Here is a 20171-nt window from a genome sequence, read left to right as displayed (position 1 = left end):
CTAGATGGTCTGATATCTACCCTTAACAAATTCATCATGAATCGCTATTGGTTACTAAGCCACGTCCTTTGGCACCAAGTTTTTCTAGGTTTGATTGGTGGACTTTGGTTAGCCACCCCAGCGATCGCTTCAAACTCTTCTCCAACAAGCAAATCAGAGCATCCATTTGCGATCGCTCAGGTAATGCCAACGGAGTCTGCTGCCTCCACAACCATTACTGGGCGTTTAGATGCCAATAGTCCTACACTGCCAGATGGCCGCCACTATCACGCACATACCTTTGAGGGGAGGGCTGGAGAGCAGATCGTCATTGACCTAAGCAGTGAAGAGTTTGATACCTACCTCATGTTGGCCAGCCCTGAAGATGAGATCGTTGCTGGAGACAACGATGGGGGGACAGGAACAAACTCGACGATTACGATCACCTTACCCTCCACAGGTGTATATACCATTGTTGCCATAGCTTATGGTGCTGGTACAGGAGGTGGCTACAGGCTAGAACGGCGAGTAGCAACCGAGATCGATCAAGCCTTAGCTGCAGCAAGACAACTCAATCAGCAAGTGATTGAACTTCATCAAGCTGGACGCTATGCAGACGCAATTCCGTTGGCAGAGCGAGCACTCTCTATTCGGGAACAAGCGCTGGGCAGCAACCACCCCAGTGTGGCCAGTAGCCTCAACAACCTGGCAAATCTCTACCGGTTACAGGGCAACTATGCTCAGGCAGAACCCCTCTACCGACGATCGCTTTCTATTCGGGAACAAGCGCTGGGCAGCAACCACCCCAATGTGGCACAAAGCCTCAACGGGCTGGCAAGCCTCTACCAGGATCAGGGCAACTATGCTCAAGCAGAACCCCTCTACCGGCGATCGCTCTCTATTTGGGAACAAGCGCTGGGCAACAACCACCCCAATGTAGCCACCAGCCTCAACAACCTGGCAGAACTCTACCGGGATCAGGGCAACTATGTTCAAGCTGAACCTCTCTATCGGCGATCGCTCTCTATTTGGGAACAAGCTCTGGGAGCTAATCACCCCAGTGTGGCAACTAGCCTCAACAACCTGGCAATCCTCTACCAGGATCAGGGCAACTATGCTCAAGCAGAACCCCTCTACCAGCGATCGCTCTCTATTCGGGAACAAGCGTTAGGAGCTAATCACCCGGACGTGGCTAATAGCCTCAACAACCTGGCAAGTCTCTACCGGGATCAGGGCAACTATGCTCAGGCTGAACCCCTCTACCAACGATCGCTCTCTATTAGTGAACAAGCGCTGGGCGCCAATCACCCGGACGTGGCTAATAGCCTCAACAACCTGGCAAGTCTCTACCGGGATCAGGGCAGCTATGCTCAGGCAGAACTCCTCTTTCAACGATCGCTCTCTATTTGGGAACAAGCTCTGGGAGCTAATCACCCCAGTGTGGCAACTAGCCTCAACAACCTGGCAAGTCTCTACGGGGATCAGGGCAACTATGCTCAGGCAGAACCCCTCTACCAGCGATCGCTCTCTATTCGGGAACAAGCGTTAGGAGCTAATCACCCGGACGTGGCTAATAGCCTCAACAACCTGGCAAGTCTCTACCGGGATCAGGGCAGCTATGCTCAGGCAGAACCCCTCTACCAGCGATCACTCTTTATTTGGGAGCAAGCGCTGGGATCCAACCACCCCAGTGTGGCGACTAGCCTCAACAACCTGGCAGAGCTCTACCGGATTCAGGGCAACGATGCTCAGGCAGAACCCCTCTACCAACGATCGCTCTTTATTAGTGAACAAGCGCTGGGCGCCAACCACCCCGATGTGGCCACAAGCCTTAACAACCTGGCACGGCTCTACCAGGATCAGGGCAACGATGCTCAGGCAGAACCCCTCTACCAGCGATCGCTCTCTATTTTGGAACAAGCGCTAGGCGGCAACCACCCTAATGTGGCCGCTAGTCTCAACAACCTGGCACGGCTCTACCAGGATCAGGGCAACGATGCTCAGGCAGAACCCCTCTACCAGCGATCGCTCTCTATTTTGGAACAAGCGCTAGGAACCCATCACCCGAATATGGCGACTAGCCTCAACAACCTGGCAGCTCTCTCATGGGCGCAAAATAACCTCACCTCTACCCTCAGCTTCTTGCAGCGAAGTCTAGCCGTTGAAGAAGTTAACTTCAATCTCAACCTCATCAATGGTTCGGAGTCCTATAAACAAAACTTCCTGGCCGCCTTTGTAGGCACTACGTCTGCTGCCATCTCGCTACACCTCCAATCTCTGCCCGATGATCTGCCTGCTGCTCAACTAGCACTCACAACTATCCTCCAGCGCAAAGGACGGCTGCTCGACCTCTTCACCAACAGCCAGCAGATTCTGCGCGAGCAACTCGACCCCGACAGTCAAACGCTGCTTAATGACCTCACTGCTAAACGCACGCAACTCTCCACGCTAGTCTTCAACCGTCCAGAGGCGTTACCCCTGGAACAATACCGCATTCAGGTTGCCACTCTTGAATCGGAAATTCAACAACTCGAAGCTCAACTCTCACGTCGCAGCAGCCAGTTTCGAGCCCTCAATCAACCTATCGATATTCCCACTATCCAGGCTCTACTTCCAGCGCAAACTGCTCTGGTTGAACTAGTCCGCTATCGCGTCTTTGACCCTCAAGCATCTATCAATAACCGTTTTGGAGAAGCCCGCTATGCTGCTTATCTGCTGCAAGCTGATGGCATCGTTGATGGGCTTGATTTGGGGTCTGCCGCTGAGATTGACCCGTTGATTGAAGACTTACAGCGCTCACTCGGCAATTATGATGATCAAGGCAAGCCTGGTTTCACCGTAGAGCAAGTCAAAGAAGCATCTCAAGCACTCGATGCTCGCGTCATGGCACCGATTCGAGAGCGATTGGGAGACACCAACCACCTGCTGATTTCTCCTGATGGTGCCTTCAACCTGATGCCCTTTGAGGCAATGGTGGATGAAACAGGGCGCTACCTCGTGGAAAACTATACCCTCACCTACCTCACCTCGGGTCGAGACTTGCTCCGACTCCAGGCACAAGCCACTGCCGCACCCCAAACCAATCCTGTTCTGCTGGCGAACCCCATCTTTGGACGCCCTGGCAGTTCGGATATCGCTCAAACTCCCACTCGCTTCATTGACCTGAGGGAACGCACCTGGTCTGACTTAATGGCAACGGAGGGTGAGGCCAATGCCATTGCGACTCAACTTGCCCAAACCTTACGTCTGCCTCCTGCCCAAATCCTGAATTTGCAACAACAAGCTGCTACAGAAGCCGCATTAAAGCAAGTGAATCGTCCTCGCATATTGCATATTGCCACCCACGGCTTCTTTGAATCCCGTGGCTCGCAAGAGGTTGTATTGACGGACAATCCACTGCTGCGCTCTGGGCTGGTACTGTCAGGGGTGAAGGTTGGGCAAAGTGGTACCGGAGAAGATGGCATCGTCAGTGCACTCGAAGTCAGCAACCTGAATCTGTTGGGCACTCAACTGGTGGTTCTATCTGCTTGCGAGACAGGACTCGGAGATCTCTCGTTAGGAGAGGGAGTCTATGGATTGCGACGGGCATTAGTATTGGCAGGGTCACAGAGCCAACTGATCAGTTTGTGGCGGGTGCAGGATAATACCACCCGTGATTTGATGGTGGAATATTATCAAAACCTGCTGTCAGGCATGGGACGCAGTGAGGCTCTACGGCAAACGCAGTTAGCCATGCTGAACCAGGAAGCAACCGCTCATCCCTACTATTGGGCTCCCTTCATCAACTCCGGTGACTGGCAACCCATTGCACCTTAATAGTTATTGGCCGTGTATCCGATTGTGGCTCTCCCCGCTCAAAGTGCTCTCACTGCTTACCGTATCGCCCTGAAGGTGTTTGCTCTTTTACAAGAGCATGCGATCGCCATCCTCTGTGCCCGTGGTCCAGTGCATCTCTGAATTCGCTGGCTGAATTACCCTGAAATCCTCTTTATAATTTTTGGAAAGAGGCAATAAACGCTTGTGTATCCAGGGTAGGACAGGGTGAATATGAGGGATCAGAATGAGTCGCGTTAAACCACTACTCCGCTGGATTGGACAAGGATTCATTGGTGTCGTTAGTTCCACTTGGGTAGGGACATCATCAGTCGCTTCTTCTCAAGCTTCTATCCCAATACAGCTCCCCGAGTCGTCTTTAATTGCTCAGGCCCTCACCCCCAACTCACCGATTTTCATCACAGGGCAGATGGATCAGAATAGCCCTACATTGCGAGATGGCAGCTACTACCAGACACCCACTTTTGAGGGGAGAACTGGAGAACAAGACGATGGGATGTCAGGAACAAACTCGACGCTCGTGATGACGCTACCGACCGCAGGTGCATACACCATTATTGCTAAGACGTATGGTGCAGGTGCAACGGGTAGCTACCAATTAAAACAGCAAGCGGCAACAGAAACAAACCAAGCCTTAGCTGAAGCGAGCCAACTCAATCAGCAAGTGGTTGTCCTTTATCAAGCTGGACGCTATGAAGAGGCGATTCCATTGGCAGAGCGATCGCTCTACATCTTTGAACAAGCGCTGGGAGAAAATCATCCGCTTATAGAGACCAGCCTCAACAACTTGGCAGAACTTTATCGGGCTCAGGGTAGCTATACTCAGGCAGAACCGCTCTATCGGCGGTCGCTCGAAATCCAGAAACAAGCGCTGGGAGAAAATCACCCGGACGTGGCTACTAACCTCAACAGATTAGCATTGCTTTACCATGTTCAGGGTAACTATGCCCAGGCAGAACCCCTCTATCGGCAAGCGCTTGCAATTCGGGAACGAGCACTGGGAGAAAATCACCCGGATGTGGCTACTAGCCTCAACAACCTAGCAGAGCTATACCGAGATCAGGGTAACTATGCTCAGGCAGAACCCCTCTTCAAACTAGCGCTCACTATTTATGAACAAGCGTTGGGAGAAAATCACCCTTATCTAGCACAAAGCCTCAACAACCTGGCAGCGCTCTATTATGTGCAGGGCAACTACACTCAAGCAGAACTGCTCTTCCAACGATCCCTTGCAATTCGGGAACAAACACTAGGTGCCAATCATCCGGATGTAGCTCAGAGTCTCAACAACCTGGCAGAGCTCTACCGATCTCAGAGTAGTTATGACCAGGCAGAATCCCTCTACCAGCGATCGCTCGCTATTTGGGAACAAGCGCTGGGCGGTAACCACCCCAATGTGGCGACTAGTCTCAACAACCTGGCAGAGATCTACCGGGCACAGGGCAACTACGCGCAAGCAGAACCCCTCTATCAGCGGGCGCTCGCGATCCAGGAACAAGTGCTAGGAGAAAATCATCCGGATGTAGCCGCCAGCCTCAACAATCTGGCAGTGCTCTACTATGTTCAGGGGAGCTATATCCAAGCAGAACAGCTCCTCCAACGATCCCTTGCAATTCGGGAACAATTGCTAGGCTCGAGTCACCCAGATGTGGCCACTAGCCTCAGCAACCTGGCAAGTCTCTACCAAGAACAGAGTAACTATGCTCAAGCAGAACCCTTCTATCAGCGATCGCTCACGATTCGGGAACAAGTGCTGGGAGAAAATCACCCGGATGTAGCCATCACCCTCAACAATCTGGCAAATCTTTACCACGAGCAGGGCAACTATGCGCTGGCAGAATCCCTCTTCCAACGATCCCTCACGATCTCTGAACAAACACTAGGCGACAGTCACTCATATGTGGCCATTAGCCTCAACAACCTGGCAGGGCTCTACCTGGATCAAGGCAATTATGCTCTGGCAGAACCCCTCTTCCAACGATCCCTCACGATTCGGGAACAAGTGCTGGGAGAAAATCACCCGGATGTAGCCATCACCCTCAGCAATCTGGCAAGTCTTTACCAAAATCAGGGCAACTATAACTTGGCAGAACCCCTCTTTCAACGCTCTCTTGCAATTCGGGAGCGATTGCTAGGCTTCAATCACCTAGACGTAGCCACTAGCCTCAACAACTTGGCACTGCTCTACCAGGATCAGGGCAACTATGCTCAAGCGGAACCCCTCTTCCTAAAGTCCCTCACAATCTTTGAAAAAGCCCTGGGGACTAATCACCCAGATATAGCCGTTAGCCTCAACAATTTGGCAAATCTTTACCAGGAGCAGGGCAATTATGCCCTAGCAGAACCTCTCTTCCAACGCTCCCTCGCGATCTTTGAACAAGTACTCGGAACCAGTCACCCATATATCGCACAAAGCCTCAACAACTTAGCAGGGCTCTACCGAGATCAGGGTAACTATGCTCAGGCAGAACCCCTCTTCCTGAGGTCTCTCGCAATTTGGGAACAAGCGTTAGGAGAAGAACACCCGAATGTAGCTACTAGCCTCACCAACCTAGCAACCTTCTTGTGGGCACAACGTAATCTCACCTCCACCCTCAGTTTTTTGCAGCGAAGCCTGGTCATAGAAGAAGCCAACTTAAACCTCAATCTGCTGGTTGGTTCGGAGTCATATAAACAAAACTTCCTAACCACCTTTACAGCCACGACGTATGTCGCCATCTCGCTACACCTCCAATCTCTACCCAATGATCCATCTGCTGCTCAACTAGCACTCACAACTATCCTCCAGCGCAAAGGACGGTTGCTCGACCTCTTCACCAACAGCCAGCAGATTCTGCGAGAGCAACTCGACCCCAACAGCCAAACGCTACTTAATGACCTCAATATTAAGCGAACGCAACTCTCCACTCTAGTCTTCAACCGTCCAGAGGCGTTACCCCTGGAGCAATACCGCACTCAAGTTGCCAATCTGGAGGCGGAAATTCAATCTCTCGAAGCTCAACTCTCCCGTCGCAGCAGCCAGTTTCAAGCCCTCAATCAACCCATCGATATTCCAACTATCCAGGCTCTACTGCCACCGCACACTACCCTGGTTGAACTAGTCCGATATCGCGTTTTTGACCCTCAAGCACCAAGCAGTAATCGCTTTGGAGAGGCTCGCTATGCTGCCTATCTCCTGCGTTCAGATGGCACCGTTGATGGGATTGATTTAGGGTCTGCCGCTGAGATTGACCCGTTAATTGCAAATTTACAGCAAGGACTTCGTAATCCTGGTTACCCTGTGGCGGATGTCAAAGAAGCAGCACAAGCACTCGATGCTCGCGTCATGGCACCCATTCGAGCGCGATTGGGAGACACCAACCACTTGCTGATTTCTCCTGATGGTGCCTTCAACCTGATTCCCTTTGAAGCGTTGGTGGATGAAACGGGGCGCTACCTGGTGGAAAACTACACCCTCACCTACCTCACCTCGGGTCGAGACTTGCTCCGACTCCAGGCACAAGCGACTGCTACCCCACAAACCAGTCCAGTGATCCTAGCGCATCCCATTTTTGAGCAGCCTGGCAGTTTCGATATCGCTCAAACTCCCACTCGTTTTATTGACCTGCGGGAGCGCGCTTGGCCCCCATTAATGGCAACGGCTGAAGAAGCAGATGCAATTGCGACCCAACTTGCCCAAACCTTACGTCTGCCTCCTTCCCAAATCCTGAATTTGCAACAACAAGCTGCTACAGAAGCCGCATTACGGCAAGTAAATCGTCCTCGCATCTTGCATATTGCCACCCACGGCTTCTTTGAATCCCTTGGCTCGCAAGAGGTTGTGTTGACGGACAATCCACTGCTGCGCTCTGGGCTAGTCCTGTCAGGCGTGAACGTCGGGCAAAGTGGTACCGGAGAAGATGGCATCGTCAGTGCTCTGGAAGTCAGCAATCTGAATCTATTAGGAACTCAACTGGTCGCTCTATCTGCTTGTGATACGGGCCTAGGAGACCTCTCGTTAGGAGAGGGAGTCTATGGCTTGCGACGGGCCTTAGTGCTAGCAGGCTCACAAAGCCAACTGATTAGTTTGTGGCAGGTGCAGGATAATACCACCCGTGATTTGATGGTGGAATATTACCAAAACCTGCTGTTAGGCATGGGACGTAGTGAGGCGTTGCGGCAAACACAGTTAGCGATGCTGAACCGGGAAGCAACCGCTCATCCCTACTATTGGGCTCCCTTCATCAACTCCGGTAATTGGCGACTCTTAGATTGAAAAGGGAATTCGGAGGTTATACTGCAATTTCTTTCTTCTTAAGACTCCAAACCGTGATTTGAAAGCATTGCAAATAGTTCTTTGGTAGTGATGAGTGAAAAACGATGACTCCCCAAATGTAAAACAGCTATCGTCTAAAGCGCAGGGCTTGAAAGCTGCTTTGGGTAAAGCCTTGATAAATTGTTCAACCGTTTTATCAAGAAATTGGACTGAGGAACCACCGAAAATAGGCCAAATTGTTCAACCATTTTTTAAATCCTGCCAAATGATCAAACGAGAGAATGAGCTTTCTAGGGCTCAGAATTATCCAACCGTTTTATTACTTAACAATTGTCGTAAGTTGCGCTTGGCCTGGGTTTCTCCCAGCTGAGCGCATTCATTTAGAAACTGGTAAAGCCTCTCTTTTGGAACGTTGGGAAAGGTTGGACTCGTTTCAACTTCTTGATATTCCTCGGCTTGAAGTTGATAGATTTTAAGAACTCTGCCATTAAAACGCCAAAGCTCAGGTACCCCAAGGGCAGCGTAAATCTTATTTTTGTTGAGATCCGTGTTGGTAATATCAACTTCTAACACTAAATCGGGCGGCGGATTTATCGCAAGATCCACAATTTTTCCGCGCACTAAAGGTTCATTCTGAATGTAATATCCTTTATCCGGCTCTGCTCCTGTTGCCAGATCAGGACGATTGAGCGTGGTTGATTCCATGGTCTTGAGCGTGAAGTCTAACTCTTCCGTCAGAATTTCGATAAATTGACCGATCAACCCACTGGGATTGTCATGCGCTTCTAACGGAGTCATGATCTCCAACACACCCTTGTAATATACCAACCGTGCCGATCGCCCTTCCCCAAGCGCTTCCAATATCTTTTCGTAGGACTCCCAGCTGATGTTGTTAAGGGTGACGCGCTTTTCGCCGATGGGCGTTGGGGGGGCGATCGTATCAGCATTCAGGTTGGCCATGACAGAAACCACTCAAATCCTGGTTCTATGATAGGGCGGTTGAAGAAGGAAGCCGACCTTCTGGCGCTACGGGGGAGTGGCCCGATAGATGAGCGAACCTACAATTCCTCAAACTTAAGCTGCGATGATCGTCTCGGTGCTGCTTGTGATTTTCGGATTCTAGGGTTGGAGAGCGTTGGCGAAACTACGGGGACGTTGGGCATCAACGAGAAATTTCATGATGCCAGCTTGTGAATGCTCTTGACCTGACTAAGACGAGCCGCGAACAGCAGAACGGCAAGAATGTCGTCTGATTCGAGATCTTCGTAGTCGGCAAGGATTTCTTCAGTTGTCATGCCAGAACTCAGAAGTTTAAGAATAAACTCAACCGGGTAACGCAACTCACGAATACAAGGTTTCCCATGACAGATATCTGGGTTGTGAGTGATGCGCTGCAATAGGTTTTTGCCATAGTGAGATGCTAGCTTACAAATTTAGAAGAGGCAGTTTTAGAAGAGGCAGTTGAGTCTGACGTGAAGGCGACTTTCTATCTTGGCAATCTACAGTTTCAATACCATTCCATTTTTCAACAGTTGGCTTGTACCACCAGTAATCTAAGATTGATAAATCAACATAACCTTTCAACTCTTGATCTGGCCAAATATGCAAACGGTCTATACAGCCTAAATTTTCTGCTGCCGCTTCAATTGCTTCCCATTGTTTAAGAAAACAGCTCGCCCAGGCATCTCTTTTCATAATGGATTTAGCAAGGTCTAATCCGGCTGCTATCATTCTTTTTCCGTTAGTACCACGAGCATTGATCGGCTCCCAAAAAATAACTTCCGGATTCAGCAGCAGTAGGCTTTCTAAATGTTTCTCAAAATCATCCTTGCTCATCATTGGAGGAGTGGGAGCCAAAGCAACGTATAACCTAATCTCACTCGATACGGGTCAGCATCTTTCCGCCACACCAGTCGATGTCCCTTCAATTCAACACAATGCTCCTCCAGGCACTTCTGCCAACCTCGGCGATCGCTTCTAAACAAACAGATCGGCTAGCGTGATTGTGATCTCTGGAAAGGCGACAGGGGCGATCGAATCCGTCATTTCCAAAACTTGTTTCACTTGATAGGTATCTTCTTGAGGTTCACGAAAAACAAGGACTTGCCGTTGGTTAACATCAATCACCCAATATTCGGGAATATTCGCTTTTGCATAGACTTGAGCTTTGCGATCGCGATCGTAAGTCAAGCTCGAATCTGCCACTTCAATCAGCAGGTAAACCTCTTCTGAAACTGGATGGCGATCGCGATACCGTCGGTCATTGAGTTTCACAACGGCAATGTCTGGCTCTGGTTCTGAATTGGGTGTGATGGTGATGGGCAACTGCTGCCGCACCCAAGCTTTCCCCGCAAATAACAGTACAAAATCGTTGCCAACACTGGAGGTCGTCGAAGCGTGGGGCGGTTCCTGCGGTACCATTTCGATGATGTGCCCGTCCAATAGCTCAACGCGATCGCGCGGCGTGAGAATCCCAGCGGCAATCATGCGATGATACTCATCCACCGTCCACCGACGTTGGGGAAAGGACTCTAAGGAAGGAGTCGGTTGTGCTTGAACCATCGCACTCACCTTTCAGATTTCCTACCGGGCTATCCTCTCAATAGTATCGTGCATCGTTAAGTCAAACCGATGCTGTCATTGGGATCCCTCCGCCAACTGTACTCGATACGGGTCGGCCCCCTTCCGCCACACGAATTGATGCTCTTCAACGGATACAAAGAACACGTCATCGAGTTGCTGCAACGGATCTGCACCGTGAGCGTCCGCACGATGGAAATGATTCAACAAATGCCCGATACCGTGGAGCATCAAGATTAAGGAGGGCGATCGCTCAACCTGGGGCAAAATCCATCCGGCAACTCGTCTACTCGTTCAATCCCTAACTCTTGGCAAAGTGCCTTCAATTGCGTGAGGCTTAGCTTGGCCTCAGTTCTGCCAGCAATCCAACGCTGATAAGTTGAACGAGGAATTCCACAGCGAACTGCAAGCTCATCTTGAGTGAGCTTTGTGCGCTCTATTCGCAAGGACTCGATAGGAGAAGCTTTGGAATTCTCTTGTAAATGGTCGTGTTCAGTCATCGGGCGATCATAGACATCCCATATTGAAGCCTCAGATTGACATATTCAAAATAAAGCCTCAAAATGAGACATGAATTTAACGGGTCGTTCCACATCCTATTCAGTTGTGGTCGTGCCTGCTTTAGTGTCTCATTTCTTGCAATCTACCACTATGAGTTATTACGACCAGCTTCATCCGTGGGTGGTCTACCGCCTGCTGCCCAATTGTCAAAACCAGGCGTTGACTCGGTTTCGCCGCCGCAACGATGCCAGCATATATCTCGCCACACTTCAGCGACACATGCCCTTTGCCAAGTTCATCATTGCCTTTGACCCACCCCACCCAGCCCCAGCCGAGCAAATGCCTATCCGCGCAGGTGGCCATGCCCATGTTGAATCAAGCTCTGGCCCTGGTGAGATACTCCCTGCTGTCCAGAATTTTGGCCAATCGCGATAGGCTCTGAGTTGAGCGCCACACCCCATGCGACAATCCTGAAGCGAGAATTGCGAACTCAGGATTGTTGTTGGTCATGAACGATAGGCAGGCTCAACCCAAAATTGGCACCCTCTACGGCGTTGGGGCAGGCCCCGGAGATCCAGAACTATTGACAGTCAAGGGGTTGCGACTGCTTCAGCAGGCGGCGGTGGTGGCCTTTCCGGCTGGCATTGGCGGCAAACCCGGAGTCGCGCAGCAAATTGTGGCCCCGTGGGTGCAATCGCACCAAACGCAGCTCGCGCTGGAGTTTTCTTATGTGCAGGATGATGCGGTACTCACCGCCGCATGGGAAAAAGCCGCACGCTACGTGTGGCAATATTTGGCCCAGGGGCAAGATGTGGTGTTTGTATCGGAAGGGGATGTGAGCTTTTACAGCACGTTTACCTACCTGGCGCAAACGTTGCAGCAGCAGCAGCCCACTGCTCGGGTCGAAACCATTCCCGGCATTTCGTCTCCCATGGCGGCAGCAGCAATGATGGGTTTGCCGCTCACCGTGCGATCGCAACGACTCATGGTGCTTCCGGCTCTCTACACCGTTGCAGATTTGGAAACTGCGATCGCCCATGCCGACGTCATTGTTTTAATGAAGGTAAGTTCTGTGTATGAGCAAATATGGGCCGTCTTGCAACGGCACCAACTCTTGCAGCACAGCTACGTGGTTGAGCGAGCCACCCTGCCCAATCAGGTCATCTACGCCGATTTACGCGATCGCCCAACGCTAGAACTTCCCTACTTTTCCTTGCTGATTGTGCAAGTCAATCCAGGACAATAACTTATAAACTGGATAGGAGTTGGATGCAACTCTGTCTTGCTGGAGTCCAGCATCCAACTAACGTGAAACCTTTGGCACGCTGAAGATTTCGCCTTGCTTGGATGAACCAGCCTAAGAACTGTCCCGGTTGGTGCATCCAGATTCCAGATTGAATGGGTGACAGCCCCTAGCCCAGTTGCAAACTCTAGAGTGTTTAGCTTCGACTGCTGCGATGACTTACTCTTTTGCTGAACGAACGATGCCCGGCCCCCTGCGCGAACCGCTGCTTTGGGGGGCGATCGCCTCCTTGGGCGTTCATGCATTGTTGTGGCTGCTGCTGCCGCTGCTACCCTCCAGGCCCATCACCACCGAAGCTGAAATTCAGCGTCCTGTTGACCTGATCGAGCTTACCCCCGCCGAGCGCAGCCGCTTGCCCGAGTTCCTCAGCGACGAGCTAGCGATGCCCAGCTTGCCTGAATTTAACAGCCCTCCATCGCTCCAGTCTCCAGAGTTTTCCCTGAGCCCCATTCCCAACCAGCCGCCCGTTCGGCTTTCTCCCACCCTGCCGCCATTCTTTGTGCCGCCGCCGCCGGCTCCGTCGTCCTCGGCATTTCGTGTTCCACGAACTCGTTTGCCCTCTGCGACTAGTTTGGGGCGCTCGAATGCTCAATCTGACTTGCGGCAACGGCAGCGGGCGCTAGAAGAGCAACTTGCCCGCGAAGAAGCTGCCAATCCATCTCCGACCCCAACCCCAACCTTGACTCCGGGTGAGAATTTGCCCAACATTGCGGGCAGTTCTGCAACACCCACGCCCAGCCCCACACCGGGTGCTGCCGACTTACAAACGACGCCTGCCACGATTGGCCAATCTAGCCCGGGTGCCACCCCTACGCCTGCGAGCGGGGTCACCGAAGAATTATTGGCAGAAGTTAAGCAGCGTCCCGAACGTTATGCCTACGATGCTAGCGGCACCAGCAATGATGATGCCCTAACACGCTATACCAACTGGTTTGCAAGTGCAGTCACCTGGATGGGAGAAGATTACGATCCAGCGAATTACGGTCCTGAATCGGCACCTAGTGCCGAGGTCAATGCTCCAATTCCGCGGCAGGCCTGTGTCGCAGATTTGAGCAATGCTCAGCCAGCGGTGATTGGTGTTGCGGTTGATGCCGACGGCAATGTTGTGGATGAGCCAGCCCCGAGTGTGTTGCAGAGTACGGGCTACCCCTTTTTGAATGAGCGTGCGTTGGAGCAGGCTCAAGCCCTCACCTACGAAGGCAACGGCAGAAAGCAGGCCTATCGTGTTACGGTCACGTTTGTTGCAGCCGATGTGTGCGAAGGCGTGACCCAACCTGCGGAACCAGAAGAACAAGAGGGATAGCAGTCCTGACGCCAGTTTTGGGAATTGGTGTAGAGTGTTAGAGTCAAAAGCTCTGTAGCATTAGCTTGTGGCATTCAGTGAGTGGGTACCCCTCCAGGTGGATGTGGGGTAAAGTTCGTTTTTAATCCTATGCGATCGCACAATTTCGTTAAGCACGGCCAGCGGTGTGGCACGACTTCAGCCCATAAACGACGGAAGCTTCCTCTTGTGCAGGTAGTGGCATTGCTATTGTTGGGGGCGATCGCGGTTAAGCAAGTGCGGGCCTGGTTGCTGCCCCACGATGCCATTTTGGTGTTGGGAGGGGCAACTAGCCGAGAGCAATTTGCAGCAGAGCTTGCCCAACGCTACCCCGATTTACCGGTGTGGATTTCTTCGGGCAGCAATCCGGAGTATGTAGAGTGGGTATTTTCGGAAGCGGGGATTGATAGCGATCGCCTGCATTTGGACTATCGTGCTGTGGATACTGTGACCAACTTCACCACCCTGGTTGACGATTTTCGCCAGAAGGGTATCCAAAAGCCTTACGTAATTACGTCTGACTACCACATGCGGCGCGCTCGAATTATTGGAGCGATCGTATTTGGCAGCCGGGGCATTGAATTTCAGCCAGTCGCCATTCCCTCAGAGCAGACGTCCGAATCGTGGAGCAAGGCAGCGCGCGATGCAGCTCGTGCGATTCTGTGGGTGACCACAGGCAACACCGGAGCCGAGCTTGCCGATTACTTAACGGACCAAACTCACTAACTTCAGGACTTACGCAGTTGAATGCTTTTTGCGCGCGCAACGCGCCTGCAAAAACGGGCTTTTCTGGGGTTTGGGCGCCGCGCAAACCTCAGAAAAGCCCTTAATCAAAACTGATGTTCATTCGCGACGCGATTGGTTCATGCTTGCTCCCATGGGGTAGCGACGCTTGAAACACGCAAGAGCCTAGGGGATGAAAGCGTTCACTCCTGGGCTACAAATGTGAGTACGAACGAAATTGGCCTAATATCGATGGCTCAATTTCTGAAACACCTTGTACTCTGCAATTCCTGCATTTATTAAATATCCTGCACTAGGACGTAAGGTTGCAGGATCAGGGCATTGAACCGCTTGTTGGGTACAGAGTTCCAAACCTTGATTTGTTCTGGGCTGGGTTTGCCAATGAGCTTTTGTTCAATCCAACTCTGTACCGATGCGACATTATCGCTGGCGATCGCCACGCCTACATCTAACAAATCCAGCTTCGACGAAACCAGTAGCAACGCGTCGCGATCGGCATGGGGCATTAACCAATCCCATTCTGCCTCTCCCATTGTTCCAGCCAATTCTGCGCTCAAGTCGTGCATTCACTCATCCCCAATTTTTTGCACGTCCTAACATCGTTATTTTAACCTGTGGCCATTGGCTACAACGTCAACCTATGGTCAGGAATCCAGTCCTTCAGTGCACTCAGCCGAATACCATAAGCACCGTCAACTCCCTCAACGCTAAGACCGTACCTTACCGACCCAGGTCGTGGAGCTGATGGATCGCATCCACACATTGCTGAGTAACCGAGGTCAATGCTGCGCGATCGCCCAGTGGAGGTGGGGCAATTAACGAGCCAATTCGTACCGTCACAGGCACTGGGCGTGGCAGCTTTGCCCCTCGGGGGATAATCGCCTGCGTGCCCCAAAGGCTAACAGGCAGCAGCGGAGCCTGGGCCTTGGCGGCAATCATGGCAGCCCCTAGCTTTGCCTCAGCAATCCGCGCATCGGAGGTGCGAGTTCCCGATAGAAAGATGCCGACCGCCCATCCCGCTTCTAACTGCTGCAATGCCGCTCGGATAGCGCTGCGATCGGCAGAGCCTCGCTTGACCGGATATGCCCCATACAGGCGAATGGCAGGCCCCAAACCTGGAACCCGAAACAGCTCTTCTTTTGCCATGTAGGAGACGGGACGCCGCACACTGGATGACAGCAACGGCGGATCGAAATCGCTGGCATGGTTAGCCACGATGAGCACTTTGCCACGCTGGGGGACATTCTCCGTACCATAGACGCGCCCACGAAAGTAAACGTGTAGAGCCGGGGCAACCACCGACCATTTAAACAGGTGGTACAACGCCAAGCTAACTGCTGGCTCTCGTTCTCGGATTGCGATCGCATCGTTCACAAGGTTACTCAGCCCACAAGTCGCTCTACATCGGCCAGCGTGCTCACATTTTCCAGGGCTATGTCTGGGCAGGTGCGCTTAATTAGACCTGTTAATACTTTACCTGGCCCGACTTCAATCACACGCTCAACGCCAGCCTGTGGCAAGTTCAGCGAAATTTCGCGCCACCGAACAGAGCCTGTCATCTGCCGAACTAGGCGATCTTTGAGGGTGGCTGAGTCGGTTGCCGGGGTCGGATCAACATTGGACAAGACCGGAACCTGCGCTGTTTGAAAGTCTATTGTTTCCAAGACGGATTGAAACTCTGCAGCGGCATTGGCCATCAGGGGCGAATGGAACGCACCACTCACATTCAGCTTGACCCCACGCTTCGCCTTGACGCTGCCAAGCACCGCATCGACCGCTTCGGGCGTTCCTGAAATCACCACTTGACCTGCATTATTATCGTTGGCCAGCACAACATTGGGAGTTTCGGCGAGCTTGGTATCTAGCTCCTCTCGGTTGAATCCGATCAGAGCGGCCATTGTGCCTTCAGAAGCACTATCCATCAGTTCTGCGCGTCGCTGTACTAAGCGCAGTCCCGATTCAAAGTCAAAGGTGCGGGCTGCATATAAGGCAACGTACTCCCCCAGACTGTGGCCTGCCACAACCGCAGGACTTTGGCCTTTGGTGATGAGCGCATCGGCCAAAATGCTTTCGATGACGTACAGACAGGGCTGGGTGTAGAGCGTGCGCGATACTTTATCATCCTCGCTCTGGCAAATCTCGGGAATGGACCAGCCCAAAATTTGCTCAGCTTGCTGAAACTTGGCGATCGCCTCTGGCATATCTACCAAATCTGCTCCCATGCCAATGGCCTGTGAACCCTGGCCAGGAAAGACCCACGCTGTCTTCGTCATAATAGTTGTGCGACTCCTGAATCAACAATACGCAGGAAGCATGTGCAGAAGCGAGGTGAAACCCTCAACAATGCATCCTTCAAGCAAGACCAGCACAAGCTGTAAGCACTACTGCAAAAACGGAAGAGTGCCAGCTCAGCCTCATTTCGTCGTGAACACGCGATCGCCTGTTAACGCCCCCATTGAAAAATGACAGCACCCCAGGTGAGGCCAGCCCCAAAACCAGCCGCCGCAATGGTGTCACCGGATTGAATTTTGCCGGTGCGAACCCACTCATCTAGGGCCAGCGGAATAGAAGCGGCAGACGTGTTACCGTACTCGGCCATATTGCTAATGATTTTGTGGCTGGGAATGCTTAAGCGATCGCCCACAGCATCCAAAATCCGCTGGTTGGCCTGATGCAGCAACAGCCAATCCACCTGCTCTACGGTTCGATCAGCCCGGAACAATGCCTTTTCAATCACTTCGGGTACTCGACGCACGGCAAAGCGATAGATTTCTTGGCCGTTCATGGTGATGGGCTGAAAGTTCCCCTGAGTGACGGTTTTACCGTCGACCAGGCTCCGCGTCTCACCCTGAAATGCCAAATTCAACGAGCTGTTGAGGCTACCATCACTCCGAAGCTCAAACCCCAACAGGCGATCGCTCCCCTCCGTTGCTTGCAACACAACGGCTCCAGCCCCATCGCCAAACAGGACACAGGTTCGGCGATCGCTCCAGTCTGTCCAGCGCGACAACACATCGGCCCCAATCAGCAGCACCGTTTTGTACGCACCCGTGCGAATGAATTGGGATGCCGTCACCAACCCAAACACAAAACCCGAACAGGCTGCTGTTAGGTCAAATGCAACGGCCTTGGTCGCTCCTAGCTCAAACTGAATGCGGCTTGCCGTTCCAAACAGGTCATCGGGGGTAGAGGTGGCCAACAGAATCAAGTCCACATCTGCCGCCTCTACACCAGCCATCGCTAATGCGTTTTGGCAGGCCTGCACCGATAGCGATCGCAGCGAATCTTCTGAAGAAGCCAAGCGCCGCTTACGAATGCCCGTTCGGCTCGAAATCCATTCATCCGAAGTCTCAACCATTTGGCTCAGCGCTTCGTTATCCAAGCAAACAGCAGGAGCCGCCGAGCCACAGCCCACCACGGCAACCCCTGCGTTAACGTCATGCAGCATTATTCACCACTCTCTGATTTATCACTGGTGCGAGACAAAGGCGCTTGCCCTTCTGCCGCAATTGGCTCAGGGTGTGCAAATTGCGAGCCAATTCTGTCTAGCACTTGGTGATCGACCGCTTCCTTGGCCATGCGAACCGCATTAAAAATGGACGGAGCTTGCGAGCTACCGTGACTAATGATGCAGATACCCGCAACTCCTAGCAACAGCGCACCCCCATGCTCAGCATGATCCATTCGCTGCTTAATTCGCCGCAGGTTCGGTTTAAGAATAGTCGTTCCAAGCTTACCGTTCAGTCCTTGAGGCAGTTCTTCCCGCATAATTTGCAGCATCACTTCGCCAACCGCCTCGGCAAACTTCAGCAGCACATTCCCAACAAAACCGTCGCACACCACGACATCAAACTCGCCAGACAACACATCCCGGCCTTCCGCATTGCCAATAAACGGAATTTTGGGGTTGTCTTGCAACATTTGATGGGTGCGTACCGCCAAATCATTTCCTTTCGAGGCTTCTTCACCAATGTTGAGCAAGCCAACTTTTGGTTCTGGCATTCCCAACACATAGCGCGAGTACATCGTCCCCATCAGAGCAAATTGCTCCAAAAACTTAGGACGACAGTCCACATTCGCCCCAACGTCCAATACCAGCACTGGCTTGGACATCATAGTAGGCAGTACAGCCCCAATTGCCGGCCGGTCAATACCCGGCAATCGCCCCAAACGCAACAACGCTGCGGCCATGGCAGCACCCGAATGCCCTGCAGATACCACTGCATCGGCCTGCCCCTGCTTCACCAAGTCCATGGCGACGTTAATTGACGCCTTGGGCTTGCGGCGAATGCCGGTGAGCGGCTCTTCATGCATGTCAATCACCCCTTCCGCTGGCACGATTGTCATTTTGGCGGAGGGGTTGTGCTTCTTCAAAGAAGCCTCAATTTGCTGGGGATCGCCCACCAGCAGGATATCTGCATCTAGCTCTTCCTGCGCTCGGAGCGCACCAGCCACAATTTCGGCAGGGGCATTATCCCCACCCATCGCATCGACCGCGATCCGTGCTCGAGTTGAACCCATTAGATCGAAGTTGTAGAAACCTCAAAAATTCTACCAGATGGACTCTACACACTGATGGAGTCGGAGCATAGAGATCTAGGATTTCCCTTCTTTTTCCTCACCGGGTGGCACAATTCGTTGGAATAAATAGCCAGTTCCCCGGGCTGTGAGGATGAGTTCGGGATTGCTGGGGTCGTCTTCTAGCTTGGCGCGGAGGCGTGAAATGTGAACATCTACAACGCGAGTGTCTACGTGGCGCTCGGGGGTATAGCCCCAGACCTCTTGCAAAATTTCGGAGCGAGAGAAGGGTTCGCCCGATCGCCCCACCAGCAGTTCTAGCAGGCTAAATTCCATTCCTGTGAGCCGAATTCGCTCATCGCCTTTATAAACTTGGCGTTTGTTGGTATCGATGCGAATGGTGTTGATTTGAATAACACCCGAACTGGGAATGCCCGTGGTGCCTGTTTTTTCGACCCGACGCAGTACCGAGCGGATGCGAGCTTCTAGCTCTTTGGGCGAAAACGGTTTGACCACATAATCGTCGGCTCCCAGCTCTAAGCCCGTGATGCGATCGGCGACATCTCCCAGAGCCGTCAGCATGATGATGGGTACGTCTGACTCTTTGCGGAGCTCTTGACAGACGCCATAGCCGTCTAGCTTGGGCATCATGACATCTAGCACGACTAGGTCGGGGTCGGCATGACGAAATGTTTCTAGGGCCTCTTCGCCATCGGCGGCGGTCACCACGTCATACCCAATCATGGAGAGACGGGTTTCGAGAATACGTCGGATGCTAGCTTCATCATCAACGACGAGGATTTTTTCTTTGTGATTCTCCAACTTACTCAACACTCCTTGGGTCGATTTATTTTTGATAGTTAATTCTTTCCACCCTATCATTAAAGATAGTAGCTTATGTCTCTATAATCAGAGCGCTGAAATTCCTGTCGCTGCTACATTTCAGAGTTTTTTAATATTCATAGCGCATCTAGGATTATTTCGTTAAATTTCGCTTACAAACCCTCCTGAAATCTGTTAAGCATTCTTAAGAAGCGACGTTGACTCAGGTTTTGGGACGGGCTTGAGTGGTGCGATCGCCACTTTTGAGAAACTCCTTGAATTTGGCAGAGCGATCGCTCTGCATTGTGTAATCT

General features: G+C 52.1%; 18 protein-coding genes. 7 read left to right on the top strand and 11 right to left on the bottom strand.

The features are described 5' to 3' along the window. Nucleotides 1-36: 36 nt before the first annotated feature. On the top strand, nt 37-3795 hold the full coding sequence (locus ACQ4M4_RS13770; protein WP_430685067.1) for a tetratricopeptide repeat protein: 3759 nt from the start codon (nt 37-39) through the stop codon (nt 3793-3795). Between the two features lie 244 nt (nt 3796-4039). Next, on the top strand, nt 4040-8068 hold the full coding sequence (locus ACQ4M4_RS13765) for a tetratricopeptide repeat protein (RefSeq protein WP_430685066.1): 4029 nt from the start codon (nt 4040-4042) through the stop codon (nt 8066-8068). Between the two features lie 303 nt (nt 8069-8371). Here ACQ4M4_RS13765 and ACQ4M4_RS13760 read toward each other — a convergent pair whose 3' ends face one another. The 4 genes from ACQ4M4_RS13760 to ACQ4M4_RS13745 form a co-directional block, all read right to left on the bottom strand. Next, nucleotides 8372-9028: a Uma2 family endonuclease gene (locus ACQ4M4_RS13760; protein ID WP_430685065.1), complete on the bottom strand. Its 657-nt coding sequence runs from the start codon at nt 9026-9028 to the stop codon at nt 8372-8374. Nucleotides 9029-9243: 215 nt separating this feature from the next. Continuing rightward, nucleotides 9244-9465 carry a DUF433 domain-containing protein gene (locus tag ACQ4M4_RS13755; protein WP_430685064.1) on the bottom strand — a complete coding sequence of 74 codons (222 nt, stop codon included), beginning with the start codon at nt 9463-9465 and terminating at the stop codon, nt 9244-9246. A gap of 28 nt (nt 9466-9493) precedes the next feature. Further along, nucleotides 9494-9907: a hypothetical protein gene (locus tag ACQ4M4_RS13750; protein ID WP_430685063.1), complete on the bottom strand. Its 414-nt coding sequence runs from the start codon at nt 9905-9907 to the stop codon at nt 9494-9496. 138 nt (nt 9908-10045) lie between these two features. Then, nucleotides 10046-10630, bottom strand: coding sequence for a Uma2 family endonuclease (locus ACQ4M4_RS13745; RefSeq protein ID WP_430685062.1), 585 nt, complete (start codon nt 10628-10630; stop codon nt 10046-10048). Between the two features lie 69 nt (nt 10631-10699). On the opposite strand from ACQ4M4_RS13745, the gene ACQ4M4_RS13740 reads away from it, so the two are divergent. After that, nucleotides 10700-10888, top strand: a complete 189-nt coding sequence (locus tag ACQ4M4_RS13740; protein WP_430685061.1) for a hypothetical protein — start codon at nt 10700-10702, stop codon at nt 10886-10888. Here ACQ4M4_RS13740 and ACQ4M4_RS13735 read toward each other — a convergent pair. After that, the gene (locus tag ACQ4M4_RS13735) at nt 10885-11148 is read right to left on the bottom strand and encodes a helix-turn-helix domain-containing protein (protein ID WP_430685060.1); all 264 of its coding nucleotides are present in this window, start codon (nt 11146-11148) and stop codon (nt 10885-10887) included. The two genes, ACQ4M4_RS13740 and ACQ4M4_RS13735, sit on opposite strands and share 4 nt — an antisense overlap. Nucleotides 11149-11299: 151 nt before the next feature. Here ACQ4M4_RS13735 and ACQ4M4_RS13730 point away from each other — a divergent pair, with 151 nt between their 5' ends. From ACQ4M4_RS13730 to ACQ4M4_RS13715, 4 genes are all read left to right on the top strand, one after another. Next, a complete protein-coding gene (locus tag ACQ4M4_RS13730; RefSeq protein WP_430685059.1) occupies nt 11300-11584 on the top strand; it encodes a hypothetical protein in 285 nt (94 codons plus the stop codon). A 73-nt stretch (nt 11585-11657) separates the two neighbouring features. Continuing rightward, the gene (locus tag ACQ4M4_RS13725; protein WP_430685058.1) at nt 11658-12395 is read left to right on the top strand and encodes a precorrin-2 C(20)-methyltransferase; all 738 of its coding nucleotides are present in this window, start codon (nt 11658-11660) and stop codon (nt 12393-12395) included. A gap of 211 nt (nt 12396-12606) precedes the next feature. Further along, the gene (locus tag ACQ4M4_RS13720) at nt 12607-13755 is read left to right on the top strand and encodes a hypothetical protein (RefSeq protein WP_430685057.1); all 1149 of its coding nucleotides are present in this window, start codon (nt 12607-12609) and stop codon (nt 13753-13755) included. Between the two features lie 207 nt (nt 13756-13962). Next, entirely contained in the window at nt 13963-14499 is a 537-nt protein-coding gene (locus ACQ4M4_RS13715; RefSeq protein ID WP_430685056.1) for a YdcF family protein, read from the top strand. A 296-nt stretch (nt 14500-14795) separates the two neighbouring features. Here the strand turns inward: ACQ4M4_RS13715 and ACQ4M4_RS13710 are convergent, their stop codons facing one another. The 6 genes from ACQ4M4_RS13710 to rpaB all read right to left on the bottom strand — a co-directional run bounded on the left by ACQ4M4_RS13710 (nt 14796) and on the right by rpaB (nt 19857). Beyond that, nucleotides 14796-15083 carry a DUF2288 domain-containing protein gene (locus ACQ4M4_RS13710; RefSeq protein ID WP_430685055.1) on the bottom strand — a complete coding sequence of 96 codons (288 nt, stop codon included), beginning with the start codon at nt 15081-15083 and terminating at the stop codon, nt 14796-14798. A gap of 154 nt (nt 15084-15237) precedes the next feature. Further along, entirely contained in the window at nt 15238-15891 is a 654-nt protein-coding gene (locus tag ACQ4M4_RS13705) for a lysophospholipid acyltransferase family protein (protein ID WP_430685054.1), read from the bottom strand. An 8-nt stretch (nt 15892-15899) separates the two neighbouring features. After that, a complete protein-coding gene (fabD, locus tag ACQ4M4_RS13700; RefSeq protein WP_430685053.1) occupies nt 15900-16790 on the bottom strand; it encodes an ACP S-malonyltransferase in 891 nt (296 codons plus the stop codon). A gap of 170 nt (nt 16791-16960) precedes the next feature. Beyond that, entirely contained in the window at nt 16961-17965 is a 1005-nt protein-coding gene (locus ACQ4M4_RS13695; RefSeq protein ID WP_430685052.1) for a beta-ketoacyl-ACP synthase 3, read from the bottom strand. Beyond that, nucleotides 17965-19038 (bottom strand): phosphate acyltransferase PlsX, encoded by a 1074-nt coding sequence (plsX, locus tag ACQ4M4_RS13690; protein ID WP_430685051.1) that lies wholly within the window; start codon nt 19036-19038, stop codon nt 17965-17967. Before plsX ends, ACQ4M4_RS13695 begins: the two co-directional genes overlap by 1 nt. Nucleotides 19039-19113: 75 nt before the next feature. Further along, nucleotides 19114-19857 (bottom strand): response regulator transcription factor RpaB, encoded by a 744-nt coding sequence (gene rpaB, locus ACQ4M4_RS13685; RefSeq protein WP_430685050.1) that lies wholly within the window; start codon nt 19855-19857, stop codon nt 19114-19116. Nucleotides 19858-20171: the final 314 nt, after the last annotated feature.

Source organism: Leptolyngbya sp. AN02str (genome assembly GCF_050565595.1).
Taxonomy (GTDB): domain Bacteria; phylum Cyanobacteriota; class Cyanobacteriia; order Elainellales; family Elainellaceae; genus Kaiparowitsia.
This window is presented reverse-complemented; position numbering and strand designations above follow the sequence as displayed.